The organism is Maritimibacter sp. DP1N21-5, assembly GCF_019218295.1.
Taxonomy (GTDB): domain Bacteria; phylum Pseudomonadota; class Alphaproteobacteria; order Rhodobacterales; family Rhodobacteraceae; genus Maritimibacter.
Genome location: NZ_JAHUZF010000006.1, coordinates 1078754 through 1097747, shown reverse-complemented (window position 1 = coordinate 1097747; position 18994 = coordinate 1078754). Strand labels below are relative to the sequence as shown.

Annotated in this window: 17 protein-coding genes; 8 read left to right on the top strand and 9 right to left on the bottom strand. The window is 66.6% G+C overall.

Features of this window, described 5'->3' with window-relative positions:
• Window positions 1-35 precede the first annotated feature (35 nt).
• Both KJP29_RS13060 and KJP29_RS13055 read left to right on the top strand, forming a co-directional pair.
• Complete coding sequence (locus KJP29_RS13060; RefSeq protein ID WP_218463973.1) at window positions 36-2873, top strand: glutamine-synthetase adenylyltransferase; 2838 nt, start codon at window positions 36-38, stop codon at window positions 2871-2873.
• Entirely contained in the window at window positions 2870-3142 is a 273-nt protein-coding gene (locus KJP29_RS13055) for a hypothetical protein (RefSeq protein ID WP_218463972.1), read from the top strand. The genes KJP29_RS13060 and KJP29_RS13055 overlap by 4 nt, the downstream gene beginning before the upstream one ends.
• 131 nt (window positions 3143-3273) lie before the next feature.
• On the opposite strand, the gene eda is transcribed toward KJP29_RS13055, so the two are convergent.
• Both eda and edd read right to left on the bottom strand, forming a co-directional pair.
• Complete coding sequence (eda, locus tag KJP29_RS13050; protein ID WP_218463971.1) at window positions 3274-3915, bottom strand: bifunctional 4-hydroxy-2-oxoglutarate aldolase/2-dehydro-3-deoxy-phosphogluconate aldolase; 642 nt, start codon at window positions 3913-3915, stop codon at window positions 3274-3276.
• 10 nt (window positions 3916-3925) lie between these two features.
• Window positions 3926-5731, bottom strand: coding sequence for a phosphogluconate dehydratase (edd, locus tag KJP29_RS13045; protein ID WP_218463970.1), 1806 nt, complete (start codon window positions 5729-5731; stop codon window positions 3926-3928).
• 179 nt (window positions 5732-5910) lie between these two features.
• Between edd and KJP29_RS13040 the strand changes: the two genes are divergently transcribed.
• Window positions 5911-7119, top strand: coding sequence for an RSP_2647 family RNA methyltransferase (locus KJP29_RS13040; RefSeq protein WP_218463969.1), 1209 nt, complete (start codon window positions 5911-5913; stop codon window positions 7117-7119).
• On the top strand, window positions 7116-7670 hold the full coding sequence (locus tag KJP29_RS13035; RefSeq protein ID WP_218463968.1) for an RSP_2648 family PIN domain-containing protein: 555 nt from the start codon (window positions 7116-7118) through the stop codon (window positions 7668-7670). Before KJP29_RS13040 ends, KJP29_RS13035 begins: the two co-directional genes overlap by 4 nt.
• 22 nt (window positions 7671-7692) lie before the next feature.
• On the opposite strand, the gene KJP29_RS13030 is transcribed toward KJP29_RS13035, so the two are convergent.
• From KJP29_RS13030 to KJP29_RS13000, 7 genes are all read right to left on the bottom strand, one after another.
• Window positions 7693-8388, bottom strand: coding sequence for a M48 family metallopeptidase (locus tag KJP29_RS13030; protein ID WP_218463967.1), 696 nt, complete (start codon window positions 8386-8388; stop codon window positions 7693-7695).
• A gap of 90 nt (window positions 8389-8478) precedes the next feature.
• A complete protein-coding gene (locus KJP29_RS13025) occupies window positions 8479-9096 on the bottom strand; it encodes a DedA family protein (protein ID WP_218463966.1) in 618 nt (205 codons plus the stop codon).
• Complete coding sequence (locus KJP29_RS13020) at window positions 9093-9467, bottom strand: hypothetical protein (RefSeq protein ID WP_218463965.1); 375 nt, start codon at window positions 9465-9467, stop codon at window positions 9093-9095. The genes KJP29_RS13025 and KJP29_RS13020 overlap by 4 nt, the downstream gene beginning before the upstream one ends.
• A 2-nt stretch (window positions 9468-9469) precedes the next feature.
• A complete protein-coding gene (locus KJP29_RS13015) occupies window positions 9470-10654 on the bottom strand; it encodes a VWA domain-containing protein (RefSeq protein ID WP_218463964.1) in 1185 nt (394 codons plus the stop codon).
• A gap of 14 nt (window positions 10655-10668) precedes the next feature.
• Window positions 10669-10833 (bottom strand): hypothetical protein, encoded by a 165-nt coding sequence (locus KJP29_RS13010; protein WP_218463963.1) that lies wholly within the window; start codon window positions 10831-10833, stop codon window positions 10669-10671.
• A gap of 41 nt (window positions 10834-10874) precedes the next feature.
• Complete coding sequence (locus tag KJP29_RS13005; RefSeq protein WP_255553612.1) at window positions 10875-12278, bottom strand: DUF2927 domain-containing protein; 1404 nt, start codon at window positions 12276-12278, stop codon at window positions 10875-10877.
• Between the two features lie 843 nt (window positions 12279-13121).
• Window positions 13122-13964, bottom strand: a complete 843-nt coding sequence (locus KJP29_RS13000) for a MoxR family ATPase (protein ID WP_218463962.1) — start codon at window positions 13962-13964, stop codon at window positions 13122-13124.
• A 408-nt stretch (window positions 13965-14372) separates the two neighbouring features.
• Between KJP29_RS13000 and dksA the strand changes: the two genes are divergently transcribed.
• The 4 genes from dksA (at window position 14373) to KJP29_RS12980 (ending at window position 18973) form a co-directional block, all read left to right on the top strand.
• Complete coding sequence (gene dksA, locus KJP29_RS12995; protein ID WP_218463961.1) at window positions 14373-14795, top strand: RNA polymerase-binding protein DksA; 423 nt, start codon at window positions 14373-14375, stop codon at window positions 14793-14795.
• A gap of 193 nt (window positions 14796-14988) precedes the next feature.
• Complete coding sequence (locus tag KJP29_RS12990) at window positions 14989-16206, top strand: FAD-dependent monooxygenase (protein ID WP_255553611.1); 1218 nt, start codon at window positions 14989-14991, stop codon at window positions 16204-16206.
• A gap of 128 nt (window positions 16207-16334) precedes the next feature.
• Entirely contained in the window at window positions 16335-17789 is a 1455-nt protein-coding gene (guaB, locus tag KJP29_RS12985) for an IMP dehydrogenase (protein ID WP_218463960.1), read from the top strand.
• Window positions 17789-18973, top strand: a complete 1185-nt coding sequence (locus KJP29_RS12980) for an RsmB/NOP family class I SAM-dependent RNA methyltransferase (RefSeq protein WP_218463959.1) — start codon at window positions 17789-17791, stop codon at window positions 18971-18973. The genes guaB and KJP29_RS12980 overlap by 1 nt, the downstream gene beginning before the upstream one ends.
• Window positions 18974-18994: the final 21 nt, after the last annotated feature.

Genomic DNA, 18994 nt, shown 5'->3' with positions numbered 1-18994 from the left:
GACCAGCCCCCGGCCACATGCGCACTCTCCGCCCCATGACAGACGCCCAGATTGCCCGAAAAACCTCGTCCCGACCCTTCGCCGCGCTGATCGACCGGACACCCATCGCGTTTGACGCCGAGATGGGCGCGGAACTGCGCGCCGCCTTCTCGGACCTCGCGCCTGAAGTGCGTGATGTTCTGGCGGGGGCTGGCGGATGCGCGCCTTACCTCAAGGGGCTTATCGACCGCGAGGCGGAATGGCTGCGCGAAGCGCTTGTCATGGACCCCGACGCGGCGATCGCAGATGCGTTTGCGATCCCGGGCATCGAGGCCGGGCAGGGCGCCACCCTCGGCTCTGATCTGCGCCGGGCGAAACGCCGCGTGGCCCTCTTCACTGCGCTCGCGGACCTCGCCGGGGTCTGGCCGCTTGAAAAGGTCACCGGCGCGCTCACCGATTTCGCGGGGCTCGCCACCGACCTCGCCCTCAAGGCCGAAATCGGACGCGAGATCGCGCGCGGCAAGCTCCCGGGCATGACCGAGACGGATCTGCCCACCGCCGCCGGCGTCGTCGCACTCGCCATGGGAAAGATGGGGGCGGGAGAGCTGAACTATTCCTCCGACATCGACCTCATCCTCGTCTTCGACCAGGACCGCTACGCGCCCGAGGATTTCGACGACGCCCGCGCCATCCTGATCCGCGCGACGCGCCGGGTCGCGGCACTCCTCTCCGAGAACACGGCCGAGGGCTATGTCTTCCGTACCGACCTGCGCCTGCGCCCCGATCCCTCGGTAACGCCGGTGATCCTGTCGATGGAGGCGGCGGAACGCTACTACGAAAGCCTTGGCCGCACCTGGGAACGCGCCGCCCATATCAAGGCACGACCCTGCGCGGGCGATATCGAGGCGGGCTGGGCCTATCTCGACCGCCTCCGCCCCTTCGTGTGGCGCAAGCACCTCGACTTCGCCGCCATCCAGGACGCCCACGACATGCGCCTGCGCATCCGCGAACACAAGGGGCTGGGCGGGCCGATCACGCTTCCAGGCCATGACATGAAACTCGGGCGTGGCGGCATCAGGGAAATCGAATTCTTCACCCAGACCCGCCAGCTCATCGCCGGCGGGCGCGACCCGGACCTGCGCCTGCGCAGCACCGTCGAGGGTCTCGCCGCACTTGCCGCGAAAGGCTGGGTGCCTGACGATGTGGCCAGGACGCTCACCGACCATTACCGCTGCCACCGCACGGTCGAACACCGGGTCCAGATGGTGCACGACGCCCAGACCCACAGGCTGCCGCAGTCGGACGATGGCTTCCGCAGGCTCGCGTGCATGATGGGGATTTCCGACCCCGACACTCTCAAAGGCGATCTGACCGACGCCCTGGCCGAGGTCCATGACCTGACCGAGGGCTTCTTCGCCCCGGCGCCCTCCCAACCGCTCGCCACCGGCCTTGCCGAAGATGAACTCGCCATCGTCGAGGGCTGGAAGGCCTATCCCGCGCTGCGGTCGTCCCGCGCGGTCGAGATCTTCGACCGCCTGAAGCCCGACCTGCTTTCGCGGTTCGAGAAGGCCGCCCGCCCGCGCGAGGCGCTCCTGAATTTCGACAAGTTTCTCAGCCGTTTGCCAGCGGGCGTTCAGCTCTTTTCTCTCTTCGAGGCCAACCCCTCGCTCGTCGATCTCATCGTCGACATCGCCGCCACCGCGCCTGCGCTTTCGGTCTATCTCGGGCAGAACGCGGCGGTGCTCGATGCGGTGATCGGCGGCGACTTCTTCACCGATTGGCCCGGCGAGGAGCGGCTCAGGGCCGATCTCGCCGAGGCACTGACCGAGGCGTCCGACTATGAGGCCTGTCTCGATACCGCCCGGCGCTGGCAGAAGGAATGGCACTTCCGGATCGGGGTGCATCACCTGCGCGGCCTGATCTCCGCGGACGACGCCGGGCACCAGTATACTGACCTCGCCGAGGCCGTGATCACAGCGCTCTGGCCTGTCGTGGTGGAGGAGTTTGCGCGCAAGCACGGTGATCCGCCCGGTGAGGGGGCCGCGCTCATTGGCATGGGATCGCTCGGGGCGCGGCGCATTTCGGCGGCCTCCGACCTCGACCTCATCGTCATCTACGACGCGCCGGGAGACGCGGAATCGACCGGGAAGCGCCCGCTCGGCGCGCGCGCCTATTACGCGCGGCTCACACAGGCTCTGGTCACCGCGCTCACCGCCCCGATGCCCGAGGGCCGGCTCTACGAGGTCGACATGCGGCTGCGTCCGTCCGGGCGGCAGGGGCCGGTAGCAACCTCGCTCACCTCCTTCGGCGACTACCAGCGCAACGAGGCCTGGACCTGGGAACATCTCGCGCTCACCCGTGCCCGTGCCGTTGCGGGAGACGACGCGATCGGTGAGGCGGTCGAGGCGATCCGGGAAGAGATCCTGTCCCGCACGCGCGACGCGTCCGCGACAATCAAGGACGTCATCGACATGCGCGCCCGCATCGCTGAGGCCAAGGGGGACCAGAGCCCGCTCGAACCCAAGATCGGGCCGGGCCGCATTCAGGACATCGAACTGACCGCCCAATGCGCCGCAGTCCTCTCGCCGGTGACGCCGCGGGCCACGGCGGACCAGATCGGGGCCGGTGTCGACATCGGCTGGATCACCCCGGACGAGGCACAGGCGCTCATCGCCGCCTACGGGCTGCTCCGTCGGCTTCAGACCGCCTCGAAGCTCATCACCGACGGGCCCCTCGACCTCGACGCCATCGGCGAAGGCGCCCGCAGCTTTCTTCTGCGCGAAACCGGGACCGAGGACACCGAAGGTCTCATCGCCCGCGCCACCACCTGTGCCGCCCGCGCGGCAGACGCCATCGACGCCATTCTGGCGCGCACCCCCGGAGACCTTGCATGAAAGGCGCTCATCCCCTCGACCCCACCGGCCTGATACAGGAGGCCTATCGCATCGACGGCATCACCGACGAGGATTGCCGGGCAATCTTTTTCGACTGGGCGGTTGGCACGCGCGGCGGGCAGCTCGACCGGGACACGGTGCAAAGCCTGCTCGACACCTATGGATCGGACGCGCCCGAGCACCCGATGACCCGCGTGCTACGCGAAGGGCTGGAGAAAACCGCCGCCACCCCGCAACGCCGCGGCGGCTGGCGCGCGCGCCGCAGCTAGACCGCTTCCCCTTCACGGATTCATGAAAACTTCGGGGTAGTCTGGAGGGGCAGAGCCCCTCCAGTCGGTCGGGTTCTGCGCAACAAGATCCGATGCTCATCCTCCCGACGCCCGCGAAGGAAGCGAAACTCTTAACTCGGAAGCGCCGCCGCCTCGCGCGCGAGCGCTTCGATCCCCGCCCAGTCGCCCCTGGTGACCATATCCTTTGGCGCGACCCAGGACCCCCCGGCGCAGATCACATTGGGCAACGACAGGTAGTCGGTCGCATTGGCCATCGACACGCCCCCGGTCGGGCAGAAGCGGATCTGGGGCAGGGGCGACGCCAGTGATTTCAGGAAAGGAGCGCCACCGGCCGCCTCGGCCGGGAAGAATTTCTGGACCGAATAGCCGCGCTCCAGAAGCCGCATCGCTTCGGTCGCGCTGGCCGATCCGGGCAGGAGCGGCAGTCCGACCTCTTCGCAGGCGTCAAGAAGCCTGTCCGTGGCTCCCGGTGACACGCCAAAGGTCGCGCCCGCATCCTTCGCGCGCTTCACGTCGTCGGGTGTGAGCAGCGTGCCTGCTCCGACCGCGCCGCCCTCGACCCGCGCCATGGCGGCGATCACGTCGAGCGCCGCCTCGGTCCGCAGTGTCACTTCGAGCGCCGGCAATCCGCCTGCGACCAACGCCTGTGCCAGCGGCACGGCATGGGCGACGTCCTCGACGACGAGCACCGGAACGATCGGCGCGAGCTTGCAGATCCTCAGCGCTTCGGCGCTCGCTTCATAGGGGGTCATCGCGCTCTCCTTACACCACCACAGCCGCGCCGGTCGAGGCGAGGCCGACATTCTGCCGAAACATCTCGAACATCTCGCGGCCCAGTCCGTGGCTGTTGGCCGACAGGTCCGCGACCACGGGCTCCCGCGCTTCGAAACCGTCCTCGAGGACCTCTAGCACCCCGGTCCTCGCGTCGAGGCGCAGCAGGTCGCCGTCGCGCACCCGCGCGATATTGCCGCCGTCCACCGCCTCGGGCGAGACGTGGATCGCGGCGGGAACCTTGCCGGAGGCACCCGACATGCGTCCGTCCGTCACCAGTGCCACCTTCAGCCCCCGGTCCTGCAGCACGGCGAGCGTGGGTGTCAGCCCGTGAAGTTCCGGCATCCCGTTGGCCTTCGGCCCCTGGAAGCGCACGACGACGATGGTGTCCTCGGTGAACTCGCCCGCCTTGAAGGCGGCCTTGACGCTGTCCTGATCGTGAAACACCCGGGCGCGTGCTTCGATGACATGACGGGCCTCGTCCACCGCCGAGACCTTGATCACCGCGTGGCCGAGGTTCCCCGTCAATTGAGAAAGCCCTCCGGTCTTCTGGAACGGGTCAGACACGGGCCGCACGATCTTGTCGTTCAGGCTCTCTCGCGGGCCGGGCTCATAGACGACGCGGTCACCCGACACCTTGGGTTCGCGGGTGTAACGTTCGAGCCCCTTGCCCGCGACCGTCAGGGTATCGTCATGCAGGAGCCCGGCCTCCAGAAGCGAACCGATCAGGTAGCCAAGCCCACCCGCTGCGTGGAAATGGTTCACATCCGCGAGACCGTTGGGATAGACCCGGGCCATCAAGGGTGTCACGGCGGAAATGTCGGCGAAGTCCTCCAGCGTGATCTCGATGCCCGCCGCCCGCGCCATGGCGGGCAGGTGCAGGATCAGGTTCGTCGATCCCCCCGTGGCCATGAGCCCGACCATCCCGTTCACAAAGGCCCGCTCGTCAAGCACATCGGCGACCGGGGTGAATTCGTTGCCCATATGGGTGATCTGCGTGGCCCGCCGCGCGCCTTCCTGGGTCAGGGCATCCCGAAGCGGCGTGTTCGGGTTGACGAAACTCGCGCCCGGCAGGTGAAGACCCATGAACTCCATGAGCATCTGGTTCGAGTTGGCGGTGCCGTAGAAGGTGCAGGTACCCGGCCCGTGATAGGCGGCCATCTCGGCCTCCATGAGAGCATCACGACCCACTTCGCCCGCGGCAAACCGCTGGCGCACCTTGGCTTTCTCGTCGTTGGGCAGGCCCGAGGTCATGGGGCCGGCCGGCAGGAAGATGCCCGGGATATGACCAAAGGTGGCTGCGGCGATGATCAGTCCCGGCACGATCTTGTCGCAGACCCCCAGGTAGAGGGCCGCGTCGAAGGTGTTGTGCGACAGCGCGACCCCGGAAGCGAGCGCGATCACGTCACGCGAGAAGAGCGACAGCTCCATCCCGGTCTCGCCCTGCGTGACCCCGTCGCACATGGCCGGAACGCCGCCGGCGACCTGGGCCGTGGCCCCCTCGGCGCGGGCTGTCTCCTTGATCAGGGCCGGGAAGCGCTCGAAGGGCTGATGCGCGGAGAGCATGTCGTTGTAGGTCGTCACGATCCCGATGTTGGGCCCGGGCTTGGTCGCCAGTGCTGCCTGATCGGGTCCCGCCCCGGCATAGGCATGGGCCTGACCCGAGCAGGACAGATGCGCGCGTTTTGGTCCCTTGTCGATCTGGGCGCGGATCACCTCCATGTAGCGGCTGCGGCGCGCCTGAGAGCGTTCGGCGATACGGTCTGTGACGCGGGCTATGTCGGAGTGGAGGGGCATAGGAGGTCCTGCTCGATACTGGCGCGGTTTCGCGGCTTCTTTAGCACGGAGGTTTAGCGCTAACAACCCGCGCTGTCCGGTCATTTTCAAAGGCGCGGGCGACGCACGAGACCGGGCCCATCGGGGCTTTCGGGGGCACCGGGCCCGGTGTAGGGAGGGGAGAAAGAAAGCGAGCCGCCATGACCGACACCACCTCCCGCCCGACCATCCGTCTCAAGCCCAAGGCCAACGCCCGCGCGATCCGCCATGGCGCGCCCTGGGTCTTCGACAACGAGCTCGTGACAGACCGCCGGTCGAAATCCATCGCGCCCGGCACGATCGCGCGGCTCGAGGATGCCGAACGGACACCGCTGGGCACGGTGGGGGTCAACCCGAACTCGCGCATCTTCGCCCGGATGCTGGACCGCGACCCCGAAGCCGAGATTGGTGCCGACTGGCTGCGCGCCAAGATCAAGGCGGCACTTGCCCATCGAGACCGGCTGTATGACGCGCCCTTCTACCGGCTCGTCCATGCCGAGGCAGACGGTCTGCCGGGTGTGGTGATCGACCGCTTCGGCGAAACGGCGGTGGTCCAGCCCAACGCGGCCTGGGCAGATGTGCTGTTCGACGACCTGGCGCGCGTGCTGGTCGAGGTGACCGGCGTCACTCGTGTGATCAAGAACGCCGCCGGACGCGCCCGGGCGCTCGAAGGGCTGGACGAAGGCGTGACCCTCTGGGGCGAGGGGGCGGCGCTGGACGGTCACGTTCCGGTGCCGATGAACGGCGCCACCTATATGGCCGATCTCCTGGGTGGTCAGAAGACCGGTCTCTTCTTCGACCAGCGCCCGAACCATGCCTTTGCCGCCGGGCTGGCCCGGGACGCGCGGGTGCTCGATGTGTTTTCCCACGTCGGAGGGTTTTCGCTCGCCTGTCTGGCAGGCGGGGCGCAATCGGCCCTGGCGGTCGATGGCTCCGCCCCGGCGCTCGACCTCGCGCGGCAGGGCGCCGAGGCGAGTGGTATGTCCGACCGCTTCGCGACCCGGCAAGGGGATGCCTTCGACGTGCTGGCGGCTCTGGCCGACGAGGGCGAACGTTTCGATGTGGTGATCTGCGACCCGCCCGCCTTCGCCCCCAACAAGCAGGCGCTCGAGGCGGGGCTTCGGGCCTATGAGCGGATCGCGCGGCTGGCCGCGCCGCTGGTGGCCGAGGGCGGCTATCTGGGCCTTTGCTCCTGTTCCCATGCCGCCGACCTCGACGCCTTCCGCAAGGCCTCGACCCGGGGCATTGGGCGGGCCGGTCGCGCGGCGCAGCTCGTTCACACCGGGTTCGCCGGACCCGATCACCCGATGCATCCGGCCCTGGCCGAAAGCGGGTATCTCAAGGCCCTGTTCTACCGGCTGCTCCCGTGAAAGTCCTGATCGACGCCTGCGTCCTTTACCCCACCGTCATGCGCGAGGTGGTCCTGGGCGCGGCGCGGGCGGGGATCTTCCAGCCGTTGTGGTCCGAGCGCATCCTCGAGGAATGGGCGCGGGCGGCGGCGAAGCTGGGCCCCGGGCAGGAGGCTCTGGCGCGGGCCGAGGTCGCGGCACTCGTCGCGGCCTTTCCAAGGGCAAGCGTTCAGGTCCGGGCTGGCGATATGGCGCGGCTCTGGCTGCCCGATCCGAACGACGTCCATGTGCTGGCAGCGGCCATTGCCGGGTCGGCAGATGTGCTCTTGACCATGAACGTGAAGGACTTCCCCCGTTCGACCGTTGCGGAAGAGGGGCTCCGTCTTGCGGTGCCGGACCTCTTCGTGATGGAATGCTGGGCCGCGAACGAGGCGGCGATGATCGCCGTGGGACGCGCCATTCTGGTTGAGGCGGTGCGGCTTTCCGGCGAGAATTGGAGCGCGCGGCGGCTGATGAAGAAGGCGCGGCTGCCAAGGTATGGCAAGGCGCTGGAGGCGGCAGGGGTCGAATAACTGCGAGACGTCTGTCAGCGCCTCAGTGCGTGACCGGCGCCGTCCATTTCGCCTCGTTCGCCTCGATGGCGGCGATCCGCTGTTCGGTCTTGGGGTGGCTGAGGAGCCAGGCGGGCGGACCCTTGCCACGCATCTTGGTGAGGTCCTCGAGCTTGGTGAACAGCGTTTTCTGCGGGCCCGCGCCAATCCCGGATTTGATGAGGAGTGCCGTGGCATAGGCATCGGCCTCGTATTCGTCGCCGCGCGACAGGCGTGCGGCCACCATGGAGGTCAACACGTTCGCGAGGATCGGGCCGAGCCCCGGAATGAAGCGCCCGATCACCACCATGAGCGCGGTGCGCAGCGCGTTCTGCCCGGAGAAGTCGATCATCCGGCGCCGCGCGTGACCCAGCGCCACATGGCCAAGCTCGTGGGCGATAACGCTGGCCATTTCCTCGGCCGTGACCTTGCCGGCGCGATACTGGTCGAAGAACCCGCGGGTGATGAAGATGCGTCCATCGGGCGAGGCGAGGCCGTTCACCGGCTCGATTTCATAGATGTTCACCCGGATGCGCGGCAGATCGAGCGCGCCGGCCATCCGGTCGGTCAGGGTCTTGAGCTTCGGATCGGCAAGCTCGGTCGACTTGGCGTCGAGCTCGTGGCGTAGGCGCAGGGCCGAGAACCACCACAAGATGAAGCCATAGAGCGCGGCGATGAGAAGCGGCGTGAGTTTGAGCATAGGTGGAATATGTGGCCTTTTGCGCCTGCGCGAAAGTGCCTTGGTGAGAGCGCACACCGGAGCGTGAGGCAGGAGCCTGCACAGGCGCTATCAGGTCGGGTCGGGGGCCGCGTCGGTGTTGTGCTCCACGATGCGGGTCCAGATGATCCGGCCTAGGAGCACGGCCACGAGAATGGCGACGAGAAGGCCCGAGAAGTTCCCGGCGATCTGCGCGATATCGGCGATATGGGCCGAGAAGAGGAAGCCCAGCCCCACGTAGAGCCCGACCCAGATGACCTCGCCCAGGGCGCTCCAGATTGTGAACACGCGCCAGTGGGTGCGCGAAGCGCCGGAGAGGAGGTTCACATAGGGACCGAGCGGGCTCACCAGCCAGCGAGACAGGAACACGCCAGGCGCGCCCCACTTGGCCGTGAAGGTGCGCGCACGGGCGAGAACAACGGCGCGGGCGGGATAACGCGCTTCGATCCGGTCGATCAGCGTTGCGCCCCGCTGGCCGATGGCATAGCCCGCCTGATCGCCCGCGAGCGCCCCGGCGAGGCAGGCAATGAAAGTCGTCGCAACGTCGAGATCGCCCCCTGCGGCGAAGGCGCCGCCTGCCAGCATGATGAGCGAAGCCGGGATCGGCACCGCTATGCAGGAGAAGAAGGTCGCCGCGCCAAGGAGCGCGAGCCCGTAGGTCGGCACGAGGGCCACGAGATCGCCGGTCATCGGTTGGCCGCCACCCATGCGTCGAGGGCCGCTTCGACCTCGGCGGCGTAGTCCGGTGTGGTGAGCCCCTTGTCCAAGGCAATCTCGGAAATCGTCATGCGCTTTCTCGGTTCGGCGGTGAGGTCCAGCGACTCAAGGATGACCTCGGGAGGAATGTTCCACGTTCGCGCGATGTAGCGAGGCGTCATCCAGCCTGCGACCTCGGGATCGGCGGAAAAGCGCGACTTCATGCCGATCATGTCCTGCGTGGACTTCACGCCGAACCAGACGATGGCGAGAAGCGCGAGTAGAAACAGCGGGAACAGGACCGGGTGTCGGCGGAAGGCCCGGTCGGTCGCCGGTCGCGGCCGCTTCGGCGCGGGGTCGGGCATGGCTACCGGCCCAAGGCGCGCATGCCGCGGTCGATGCCCTCGAGCGTCATCGGCACCATGCGGTCCTCGAAAATCTCGCGGATCATCTCGACCGACTGGGTATAGCGCCAGTGCTTCTCGGGCAGCGGGTTGATCCAGAGGTTGTCCGGCCATTGGTCGCGGGCCCGGGCAAGCCACGTGACGCCGGCTTCCGCGTTCCAGTGCTCGTTGGCACCGCCGGGCATCGCGATTTCATAGGGCGACATGCTCGCATCACCCACGAAGATGCATTTGTAGTCCGAGCCATAGGTGCGCAGCACGTCCCAGGTCGGGGTCTGTTCGGCCCAGCGGCGGCGGTTGTCGCGCCAGACGCCTTCGTAAAGGCAGTTGTGGAAGTAGTAGTATTCCAGATGCTTGAACTCGGCGCGGGCGGCGGAGAAGAGCTCTTCCACCACCTTGATATGCGGGTCCATGCTGCCGCCCACGTCGAGAAAGAGGAGCACTTTCACGGCGTTGCGCCGCTCGGGGCGGACCTTCACGTCGAGATAGCCATGCTCGGCCGTCGAACGGATCGTGCCGTCTAGGTCCAGCTCTTCATGCGCGCCATCGCGCGCCCAGTTGCGCAGGCGCTTGAGCGCGACCTTGATGTTGCGGGTGCCCAGTTCGACGCTGTCGTCGAGGTTTCGGAACTCGCGTTTGTCCCAGACCTTGACCGCGCGCTGGTGGCGCGATTTGTCCTGACCGATGCGTACGCCTTCGGGATTGTAGCCATAGGCTCCGAAGGGCGACGTGCCGGCCGTGCCCACCCATTTCGAGCCGCCCTGATGGCGGTCCTTCTGTTCCTCGAGACGTTTCTTGAGCGTTTCCATGAGCTTGTCGAAACCACCCAAAGCCTCGATCTCGGCGCGCTCTTCTTCGGTCAGGTGCTTCTCGGCCATCTTCTCGAGCCAGCCCGCGGGGATATCCACGGCTTCCAGCACCTGGTCGAAGGTGATCGCCTCCAGCCCCTCGAAGGTCATCGCGAAGGCGCGGTCGAATTTGTCGAGGTTGCGTTCGTCCTTCACCATCACTGCCCGGGCGAGGAAGTAAAAGCCTTCCACGTCATAAGTGACGAGCCCGGCCTTCATGGCTTCCAGAAAGGATAGATACTCGCGCAGCGAGACCGGCACCTTGTTGGCGCGAAGGGTTTCGAAGAAGGGGACGAACAAGGGGGTTCTCCTGATCAGGCGCCTCGGCTGAGGAACACCGTAACAAAAACCCCGAGAATGGCAAAAATCATCGCGAAGACGGCGGCATATTGCGCGATGTCCAGCGGTTTGCCCTTGCGATTGCGGGCCTGCAGGGCTCCGAGCAGCGCGCCGAAGACGGCGAAGGCGAGAATGATCAAGGGCGGCCTCCTGTAAGGGCGGCCGCCCGGTTCATCGGGTTCTAGCCGCGGGAACGGGGCGAGATGGCCGCGATTTCATTGAGCCGCGCGGTCACTTCGCTGTCAGAGCCGAAGCCATACCGTGCCCAGCCGAGGCTGTCGAGGCGAACGAGCTGCGCCTCGGTCACGCGTCCCTCGAGGGTCAGCGCCTCGGCCTTGATCATGAGGAGCGTGGCGAGAAGGGCGGCGTTCTGGGCGTTCTGGACCGATGGAAGATGCGCGTCGGCGATGCGGATCGCGGTGGCCGAATTGCCCATAGACAGGGCATGCGCGGCGAGCTGGACCCCCATATGGGCGGCCTGAAGCCGGTTGCCGGGGGTCGATCCATAAATTGCCTCGGCTTCCCGGAACGACGCGAGCGCGACGTCGGAGTTCACGCCGAGGTTCAGCCGACCCTGCACGAAAAGCGCGAAGGCGAGCCGCGTGTCGCGCCAGCCCATGACCCGCGCCATGTCGACGGCCCGCCCGGCAGCGACCCGGCGCGTTGCGGCCGGAACGCGGCCGCCGAGCGCGGTTTCGATCGCCTGTTTCCAAAGGACCGGGGTCTTCGAGGCGGGGACAGGTGCACCACTGCCCCCGCCGGGATTGAGGCGGGCCAGAACACCTGGAAGCCGGGCCGCGACCTCGTCTTTCGTCATGCCGGAATGGAAATCTGGCGCATAGTAGGTGCGCAGAACCAGCATGTCGAAGCCGGTCAGCACCGTGTGGAAGTTGTCGTCGTTGAAGACGCTGTCAGAGAGACGCCAGAGGTCGTTCACGGGCCCCAGTGCCTGCGCGGTTTCCTCGTGCAGACAATCGCGCATTTCCTGCGGGGCGACGTCGCCCGGGATGAAGATCGACATGCGGCTGCGCTCGCGGACCGCGGTCCAGTCAGTGTCCGCCGTGCCGCGCTTGGACTTGTACTCCGACCAGGACGCCACGTTTGGCGCCACGAAACAGGCCGCACCGGGCACGAGGCGCTGAAGCTGGGCCTTCGATATGATCTCGAGCGTGATCGACGCGTCGGTGGCCGGCGCGACGCGGGTGATGTCGATCCCCGCCTCATTGCGCAGGCGCACGACAAGCCGGTTGAGGTCGTCCGACAGAACGGCGGGCGCGCGGCCGGTGACGCGGATCGTGACCGGGCCCTCGAAGCGTGACAGGACGGGCAATGCCCGACCGCTCTCAAGCTCGAAGGACAGATCGAGGAAATCGGCGGCGATGGCGGCATTCGACCGGCTGACCGGCAGCACCGCCCCGGAGGTGAATGCGCGCATCGGCGGCAATTCGGTGGGCAGGTTCGTCTGGCGCGCCGTCACCTCGGGCGCGGTGTCGTCGCGGGCGGGCGCGTCACTCCCATTCGTGGAGCAGGAGGCCATGACCAACAGGCCTGCCAGGGCCGCGCTTCTCAGGTAGCTCTTCGTCATCCCCTTCAACCTCACCTTACAGGGTTACGGGAGTCCGGCGAACGCTGTCCTGTCGTTGAATGGAGCTTGCCCGGCTGCGATCCGTCGCCATCTGTCCAGGATCCAATGCCCATGACGCGGCGTTGTTCCGCGATTTCAGGCATTTGGCGGCGCAGACCGACCCGTGGCAGGGGGCGGTTTGGCCGATGGACGTGGCGTCGGGTCGGTCGGTGGGCAGGGCAACCGGGGGGCAGATCCCCGGGCGTCCGGCCCGTGACGCGACACGAATGTCCCGACCACCATGTGGTCAGGTCTCCGCGTGTCCTTCGGTCGTGGAACCGGGCAGGAGGCAGGCACACCCCTTGCGCGGTCAACGACCGTTCGGATGGCGGATGCACTGACCAGGGGCAGGGCCACTGGGGCGCGTCGGCTCGCATCAGCGAACGGACGGCGATATGCGTATTGTCTCCCAAGACCAATACTCTCTCACCGTTCTGTGCCCCCCCAGGCAGTCCTAGGGTAAGACACGGTTTCCCTGATTCCCAAAACGAAAAATGGCCGAAATGGGGCGAAAGATGGTTTGTCGCGTGGCGGGAAACAATCGGCCCACAAGATGTTGCGGGCCTGTGTCCGTGCGTCACAAGGTGACGCCCCGAAATAGGGCGAAACTGTGGCGCGCCGCGGGGCGCAAAGGCGTATGACCTGCGAATCGTAACCATATCAGGTTCACGGTCGCGGTCGTTTCGCTCGAATTTGGGGCGAGGAGGCGGTCTTTACGGGGTATCCGCGCGGCAGCTTCTTCATTCCGGCCGCAGATACCACCCGCGCCCTTATATCGGGCGCGGAGTCTCGGTCAGGAGATGGTCAGCGGCCATCGCGGCGGGCGAGAAAGGCGAGACGCTCGAAGAGATGCACGTCCTGTTCGTTCTTCAGGAGCGCGCCGTGAAGCTTCGGCAGAGCCGAGCCGCCATCGCGCTTGAGGTCCTCGGGCGTCATGTCTTCGGCCAGAAGGAGCTTCAGCCAATCGAGCACTTCCGAGGTCGAGGGCTTCTTCTTGAGCCCGGTCTGTTCCCGGATCTCGTAGAACTGCGTGAGAGCGGTGGTGAGCAGCGCTTCCTTGATGCCGGGGTGATGAACCTCGACGATCTTCCGCATCGTCTCTACGTCGGGAAACTTGATGTAGTGAAAGAAGCAGCGGCGCAGAAAGGCGTCGGGCAGCTCTTTCTCGTTGTTCGAGGTGATGATCACGACCGGGCGGTGACGCGCGCGGATCGTCTCGCCAGTCTCGTAGACATGGAACTCCATCTTGTCGAGTTCCTGCAGGAGGTCGTTCGGAAACTCGATGTCGGCCTTGTCGATCTCGTCGATCAGGAGCACGACCTTTTCGTCGGCCTCGAAGGCGGTCCAGAGCTTGCCCTTCTTGATGTAGTTGGCGACGTCGTGCACGCGTTCGTCGCCCAGCTGGCTGTCGCGCAGGCGGCTGACGGCGTCGTATTCGTAAAGACCCTGCTGGGCGCGGGTGGTGGATTTGATGTTCCACTCGATCATCCGCAGACCCAGCGACTGGGCGATCTGTTTGGCAAGCTCGGTCTTGCCGGTGCCCGGTTCTCCCTTGACCAGAAGCGGCCGCTCCAGCGTCACGGCGGCATTCACGGCCACCTTGAGATCTTCGGTGGCGACGTAGCTGTCGGTGCTCTCAAAACGCATGGGGTCTTCCTCGCGGGTCCTCGTGGTTCCGGGGAAGTAATCGTCTCGGGGCCAGAAAGGCAAGGGCGGGGGACACTTACGTTGCGATCCGCGGGGCAGGTGCCTGACGGGCCCGGAGAATTGAGCGGATGTCAACCACCTGGCGGTCCGGGTGTGCAGAGACTCCCAGTGTCAAATCATGCAAATGCCGCGATTGATCAATTACTTACACTTGCCAATGGGCTTGAAAGAGCACAGAATTGTAACCCCTAGTCCACGGGCGGCCAAAACGTGAACACATCGTCCCGTTTGGCTAGTGACATCCCGTGGAGCGTGGAGTAAAGCGTGCCCTGAGGAGCGAGCTAGGTGGTCGATATGGTTGCAAGACTTGGCATTTCAGGCTCGCGCTCGGGTGAAGAGGAGAGTGGGATGAGGGCAGAGACCTTCCTGCCGGAGGACTATATTCCGGCCGAGGACGAACCTTTCATGAATGAGCGGCAGCTCGAATATTTTCGCCGCAAGCTCCTGAATTGGAAGGCCGAACTTCTTAACGAAAGCAAACATACGATCGAGGGGCTGCAGGATTCCACCCGCAACATTCCCGACATCGCCGACCGGGCCTCGGAAGAGACGGACCGGGCCCTGGAACTGCGCACGCGGGATCGTCAGCGCAAGCTGGTCGCCAAGATCGACGCGGCGCTGCGCCGGATCGAAGAAGGCGAATACGGCTACTGCGACGAGACCGGGGAGCCGATTTCGCTCAAGCGGCTGGATGCGCGTCCGATCGCGACCCTGAGCCTTGAGGCACAGGAACGGCACGAGCGACGCGAACGGGTGCATCGCGACGACTGAGGTCGCAGTCCGCCGGATCGTTCGGGCAGCCCTCGGGGCTGTGGCGGTCGAGGTCTTGCCAAAGCAGTGCAGGGACCGCTGATGGCAGGTCGGGCGGGACTGATGGAAAAGGGTCCATGGGGCCGGGGCACTGTGGCGCAAACGCGCCCGGTGCTTTTTTGTTGGCAAGGGGCCTGCACTCCGGAGGGCCGTCATGAGACCGTGGGAAGCGGCGAAAGGGAATCGACGGATGGTGATCGGGCAGGAAATCACGGTTCTGGGCGCCGGGATCGGCGGGCTGGCGGCGGCCATCGCACTCGCCATGCGCGGGGCGCGGGTGACGGTCCTCGAACAGGCCGACCAGATACGCGAAGCAGGGGCTGGCATCCAGATCAGCCCGAACGGACTGGCCGTGCTCGAGAGTTTCGGGTTGGGCGACGCGGCGCGCGCGCAGGCCGTCCGGTCCCAGGGTGTCACGCTTATGGACGGTCTGTCCGGGCGGCAGGTCATCGACATGGACCTCGCCACGCATCGGCCAAGGCAGACGTTCCTGCTTCTCCACCGGGCCGACCTGATCGCGGTTCTGGCCGAACGTGCCCGTGCCTTGGGCGTTACGATCGAGACAGGGCAGCGCGTGACGGGGGTCAGACTCGAACCTGACCAGACCGTACTTTCGACCGAGGCGGGCGACCGGAGCGCGGATTTCGCCGTCGGGGCGGGCGGGCTCCACTCGGTGCTGCGCCCGGTCCTCAACGGCGTGCGCAAACCCTTTTTCACGGGGCAGGTGGCCTGGCGAGCGATCGTGCCGGCAGAGCCGGGTGAGGTGGATCTGGCCAAGGCGCGGGCGCGGGTCTTCATGGGGCCGGGCCGGCACATGGTGACCTATCCGCTGCGCGGCGGGCGGGAGATCAACATCGTCGCGGTCGAAGAACGCGAGGCCTGGGCCGAGGAGGGCTGGCATCACGAGGACGACCCCGAGGCCCTGCGCCGGGCCTTTTCGCAGTTCGCGCCGGGGTCCCGGGCGCTTCTGGACCGGGTCGAGCAGGTCAATATCTGGGGGCTCTTTCGACATCCGGTCGCGGATCAGTGGCACAAGCATCGCGCCGTGATCCTTGGCGACGCGGCCCATCCGACGCTGCCCTTCATGGCGCAGGGGGCGGTGATGGCGCTGGAAGATGCCTGGGTGCTGGCGCATTGCCTCGCCGTGGCGGGGCTCGACGAAGGGCCCGCGCTCTATCAGGCGCGGCGCCGCAGCCGCGTGGCCCGGGTGATCGAGGCGGCGAACGGAAACGCGCGCAATTATCACTACGCGAACCCGGTTCTCCGCTTCATGGGCCACAATGCGTTGCGCCTCGCAGGCCAGTTCGCACCCGCGCGCATGATCGGCCAGTTCGACTGGATCTACGACGTGGACGTGACGCGCGAGGGCTGAGGCCAGCGATTTTCGGACCGCGGGCGGCTGCCCGTAAGAGGCGGACAAAATCGCCCGGCGGCCCTTTCCATTCCGGCCGCCCCATGAAATAGGGAAGTGCCAAACGAAAGCTCCAAAGGAGACCGGTCATGGAGATTCGCGAGGCTCTTACCTTCGACGATGTATTGCTTGTGCCAGCGGCCAGTGTCGTTCTGCCCTCAACGGCGGACACCACGACCTATGTGACCAAGTCGATCAGGATGAATATCCCGCTTCTGTCCTCGGCGATGGACACAGTCACCGAAGCGCGCATGGCCATCGCCATGGCACAGGCTGGCGGGATCGGGGTCATTCACAAGAACCTGACGGTGGAACAGCAGGCCGACGAGGTCCGCCGTGTGAAGCGGTTCGAGAGCGGGATCGTCTACAATCCCGTGACGCTGACCCCCGAGCAGACGCTGGCCGATGCGCAGGCGCTGGTGGACAGCTACAACTTCACGGGGTTCCCGGTGGTCGATGAAAAGGGCCACGTCGTCGGTATCCTCACCAATCGCGACATGCGCTTCGCCTCCTCCGACAAGACGCCGGTCAAGGCGATGATGACCTCGAACGATCTTGCCATCCTGCGCGAGCCCGCGGACCTCGAAGAAGCGAAAAGCCTCATGAAGGCGCGGCGGATCGAGAAACTGCTCGTGACTGACGCGGCGGGCAAACTGACCGGACTTCTTACGCTGCGCGATACCGAGCAGGCCGTTCTGAACCCGACCGCCTGCAAGGACCCGCTGGGCCGGTTGCGCGTGGCGGCGGCGACAGGTGTGGGCGACAGCGGTTTCGAGCGCACCGAGGCGCTCATTGACGCAGGCGTCGACATCGTCGTGGTGGACACGGCCCATGGCCATTCCCAAGGTGTTCTGGACGCCGTGACGCGGGTCAAGAAGCTGTCCAACGAGGTGCAGGTGATCGCGGGCAACGTTGCCACAGCCGAGGCGACCAAGGCGCTCATCGGGGCCGGGGCCGACGCGGTGAAGGTTGGTATCGGGCCCGGCTCGATCTGCACGACGCGGATGGTCGCAGGCGTCGGCGTGCCGCAGCTCACCGCCATTTCGGACGCATCCAAAGAGGCCGACAAGTCCGGCGTTCCGGTCATTGCCGACGGCGGCATCAAGTTCTCGGGCGACTTCGCCAAGGCCATCGCGGCGGGGGCCTCCTGCGCGATGGTCGGCTCGATGATCGCGGGCACCGACGAAAGCCCCGGCGAGGTGATCCTCTATCAGGGCCGGAGCTTCAAGTCTTATCGCGGGATGGGGTCGCTTGGTGCCATGGCGCGCGGCTCGGCGGATCGCTATTTCCAGAAGGACGCGGCGAGCGACAAGCTCGTGCCAGAAGGGATCGAGGGGCAGGTGGCCTACAAGGGCTCGGCCGGGGCGGTCATTCACCAGCTCGTGGGCGGGCTTCGGGCCGCGATGGGTTACACCGGCAACGCGACGGTGGACGAGATGCGCAAGAATTGCCAGTTCGTGAAGATCACCGGCGCGGGGCTCAAGGAAAGCCACGTCCACGATGTCCAGATCACCCGCGAAAGCCCGAACTACCGGATCGGCTGATGACCCCGGCCGCCCGACATGCCGCCGCGATCCGCATTCTGGACGACTGGCTCGCGGGCGGGGCGGCGGAACAGCTCCTCACGAACTGGGCGCGGTCCAACCGCTATGCCGGGTCGGGCGACCGCGCCGCCGTGCGCGACATCGTCTATGACGCGATCCGGTGCCGCCGGTCCTTTGCCGCGCTCGCAGGAGACGCGCCGGGGGCCGAGACCGGACGCGGGCTCGTGCTGGGCGGGATCCGGGCGCAGGGTGGGGATCCGGCCGAGGTCTTCACCGGAGCGCGCTTTGCGCCCGACGAGCTGACCGAGGCCGAAGCGGCGCTTTCAGTTGGGCTCGAAGACCTGCCGGAAGACGTGGCATCCGACATGCCGGACTGGATCCTGCCCCGGATGCGGGCCTCGCTGGGCGCAGACTTCGACGCGGTCGCGGCGGTCCTGCGACATCGCGCGCCCGTTTTCCTTCGGGTCAATCTCGCCAAGGGCGGCGCCGATGCGGTTCTGGAGTCGCAGGCCGCATTGGCCCGAGAGGGGATCGAGACACGCCCGCATCCGCTCGCCGGGACGGCGCTCGAAATCACCGAGGGCGCGCGACGGCTGCGCCAGTCCAAGGCCTATCAGAACGGTCTCGTCGAATTGCAGGACGCCGCCAGTCAGGCCGTGGTCGAGGCGCTCGGGCCGGTCGACGGGTTGGACGTGCTCGACTATTGCGCAGGTGGCGGAGGCAAGGCGCTCGCGCTCGCCGCGCGGGAGGCACACGTGACGGCGCATGATGTGGACGCCGGCCGGATGCGCGACATCCCGGACCGGGCCAAGCGGGCCGGCGTGCGGATCAAGCTGTCGAAGTCCGGCGCGGTGCAGGGGCGTTTCGATCTCGTTTTCGCGGATGCACCCTGTTCCGGCTCGGGCTCGTGGCGTCGGGCGCCGCAGGGGAAATGGAGCCTGACCGAAGCGGGCCTCGACCGGCTGTGCCGGGTTCAGGCCGGGATCCTTGACGATCTTGTGACGCATGTCTCACCGGGCGGGCGGATCGGCTATGCGACCTGTTCCTTGCTGCACGAGGAAAACGGGGCGCAGGTCGAGGCGTTCCTCTCCCGCCATCCGGACTGGCATCTCGTGACCGAACGCCAGTTCACGCCGCTCGACGGGGGCGACGGGTTCTACGTCGCCGTGTTTGAGCGGCGCTGACCTGCCAACGTCGCAGGTGCA

Coding starts and splice junctions, on each gene's coding strand:
- KJP29_RS13040 (WP_218463969.1), top strand. CDS start 5,911: ATGACCGACACCACCTCCCGCCCGACCATCCGTCTCAAGCCCAAGGCC.
- dksA (WP_218463961.1), top strand. CDS start 14,373: ATGAGGGCAGAGACCTTCCTGCCGGAGGACTATATTCCGGCCGAGGAC.
- KJP29_RS13060 (WP_218463973.1), top strand. CDS start 36: ATGACAGACGCCCAGATTGCCCGAAAAACCTCGTCCCGACCCTTCGCC.
- KJP29_RS12980 (WP_218463959.1), top strand. CDS start 17,789: ATGACCCCGGCCGCCCGACATGCCGCCGCGATCCGCATTCTGGACGAC.
- KJP29_RS13025 (WP_218463966.1), bottom strand. CDS start 9,096: ATGACCGGCGATCTCGTGGCCCTCGTGCCGACCTACGGGCTCGCGCTC.
- eda (WP_218463971.1), bottom strand. CDS start 3,915: ATGACCCCCTATGAAGCGAGCGCCGAAGCGCTGAGGATCTGCAAGCTC.
- KJP29_RS13020 (WP_218463965.1), bottom strand. CDS start 9,467: ATGCCCGACCCCGCGCCGAAGCGGCCGCGACCGGCGACCGACCGGGCC.
- guaB (WP_218463960.1), top strand. CDS start 16,335: ATGGAGATTCGCGAGGCTCTTACCTTCGACGATGTATTGCTTGTGCCA.
- KJP29_RS12990 (WP_255553611.1), top strand. CDS start 14,989: ATGAGACCGTGGGAAGCGGCGAAAGGGAATCGACGGATGGTGATCGGG.
- KJP29_RS13030 (WP_218463967.1), bottom strand. CDS start 8,388: ATGCTCAAACTCACGCCGCTTCTCATCGCCGCGCTCTATGGCTTCATC.
- KJP29_RS13000 (WP_218463962.1), bottom strand. CDS start 13,964: ATGCGTTTTGAGAGCACCGACAGCTACGTCGCCACCGAAGATCTCAAG.
- KJP29_RS13005 (WP_255553612.1), bottom strand. CDS start 12,278: ATGACGAAGAGCTACCTGAGAAGCGCGGCCCTGGCAGGCCTGTTGGTC.
- KJP29_RS13055 (WP_218463972.1), top strand. CDS start 2,870: ATGAAAGGCGCTCATCCCCTCGACCCCACCGGCCTGATACAGGAGGCC.
- edd (WP_218463970.1), bottom strand. CDS start 5,731: ATGCCCCTCCACTCCGACATAGCCCGCGTCACAGACCGTATCGCCGAA.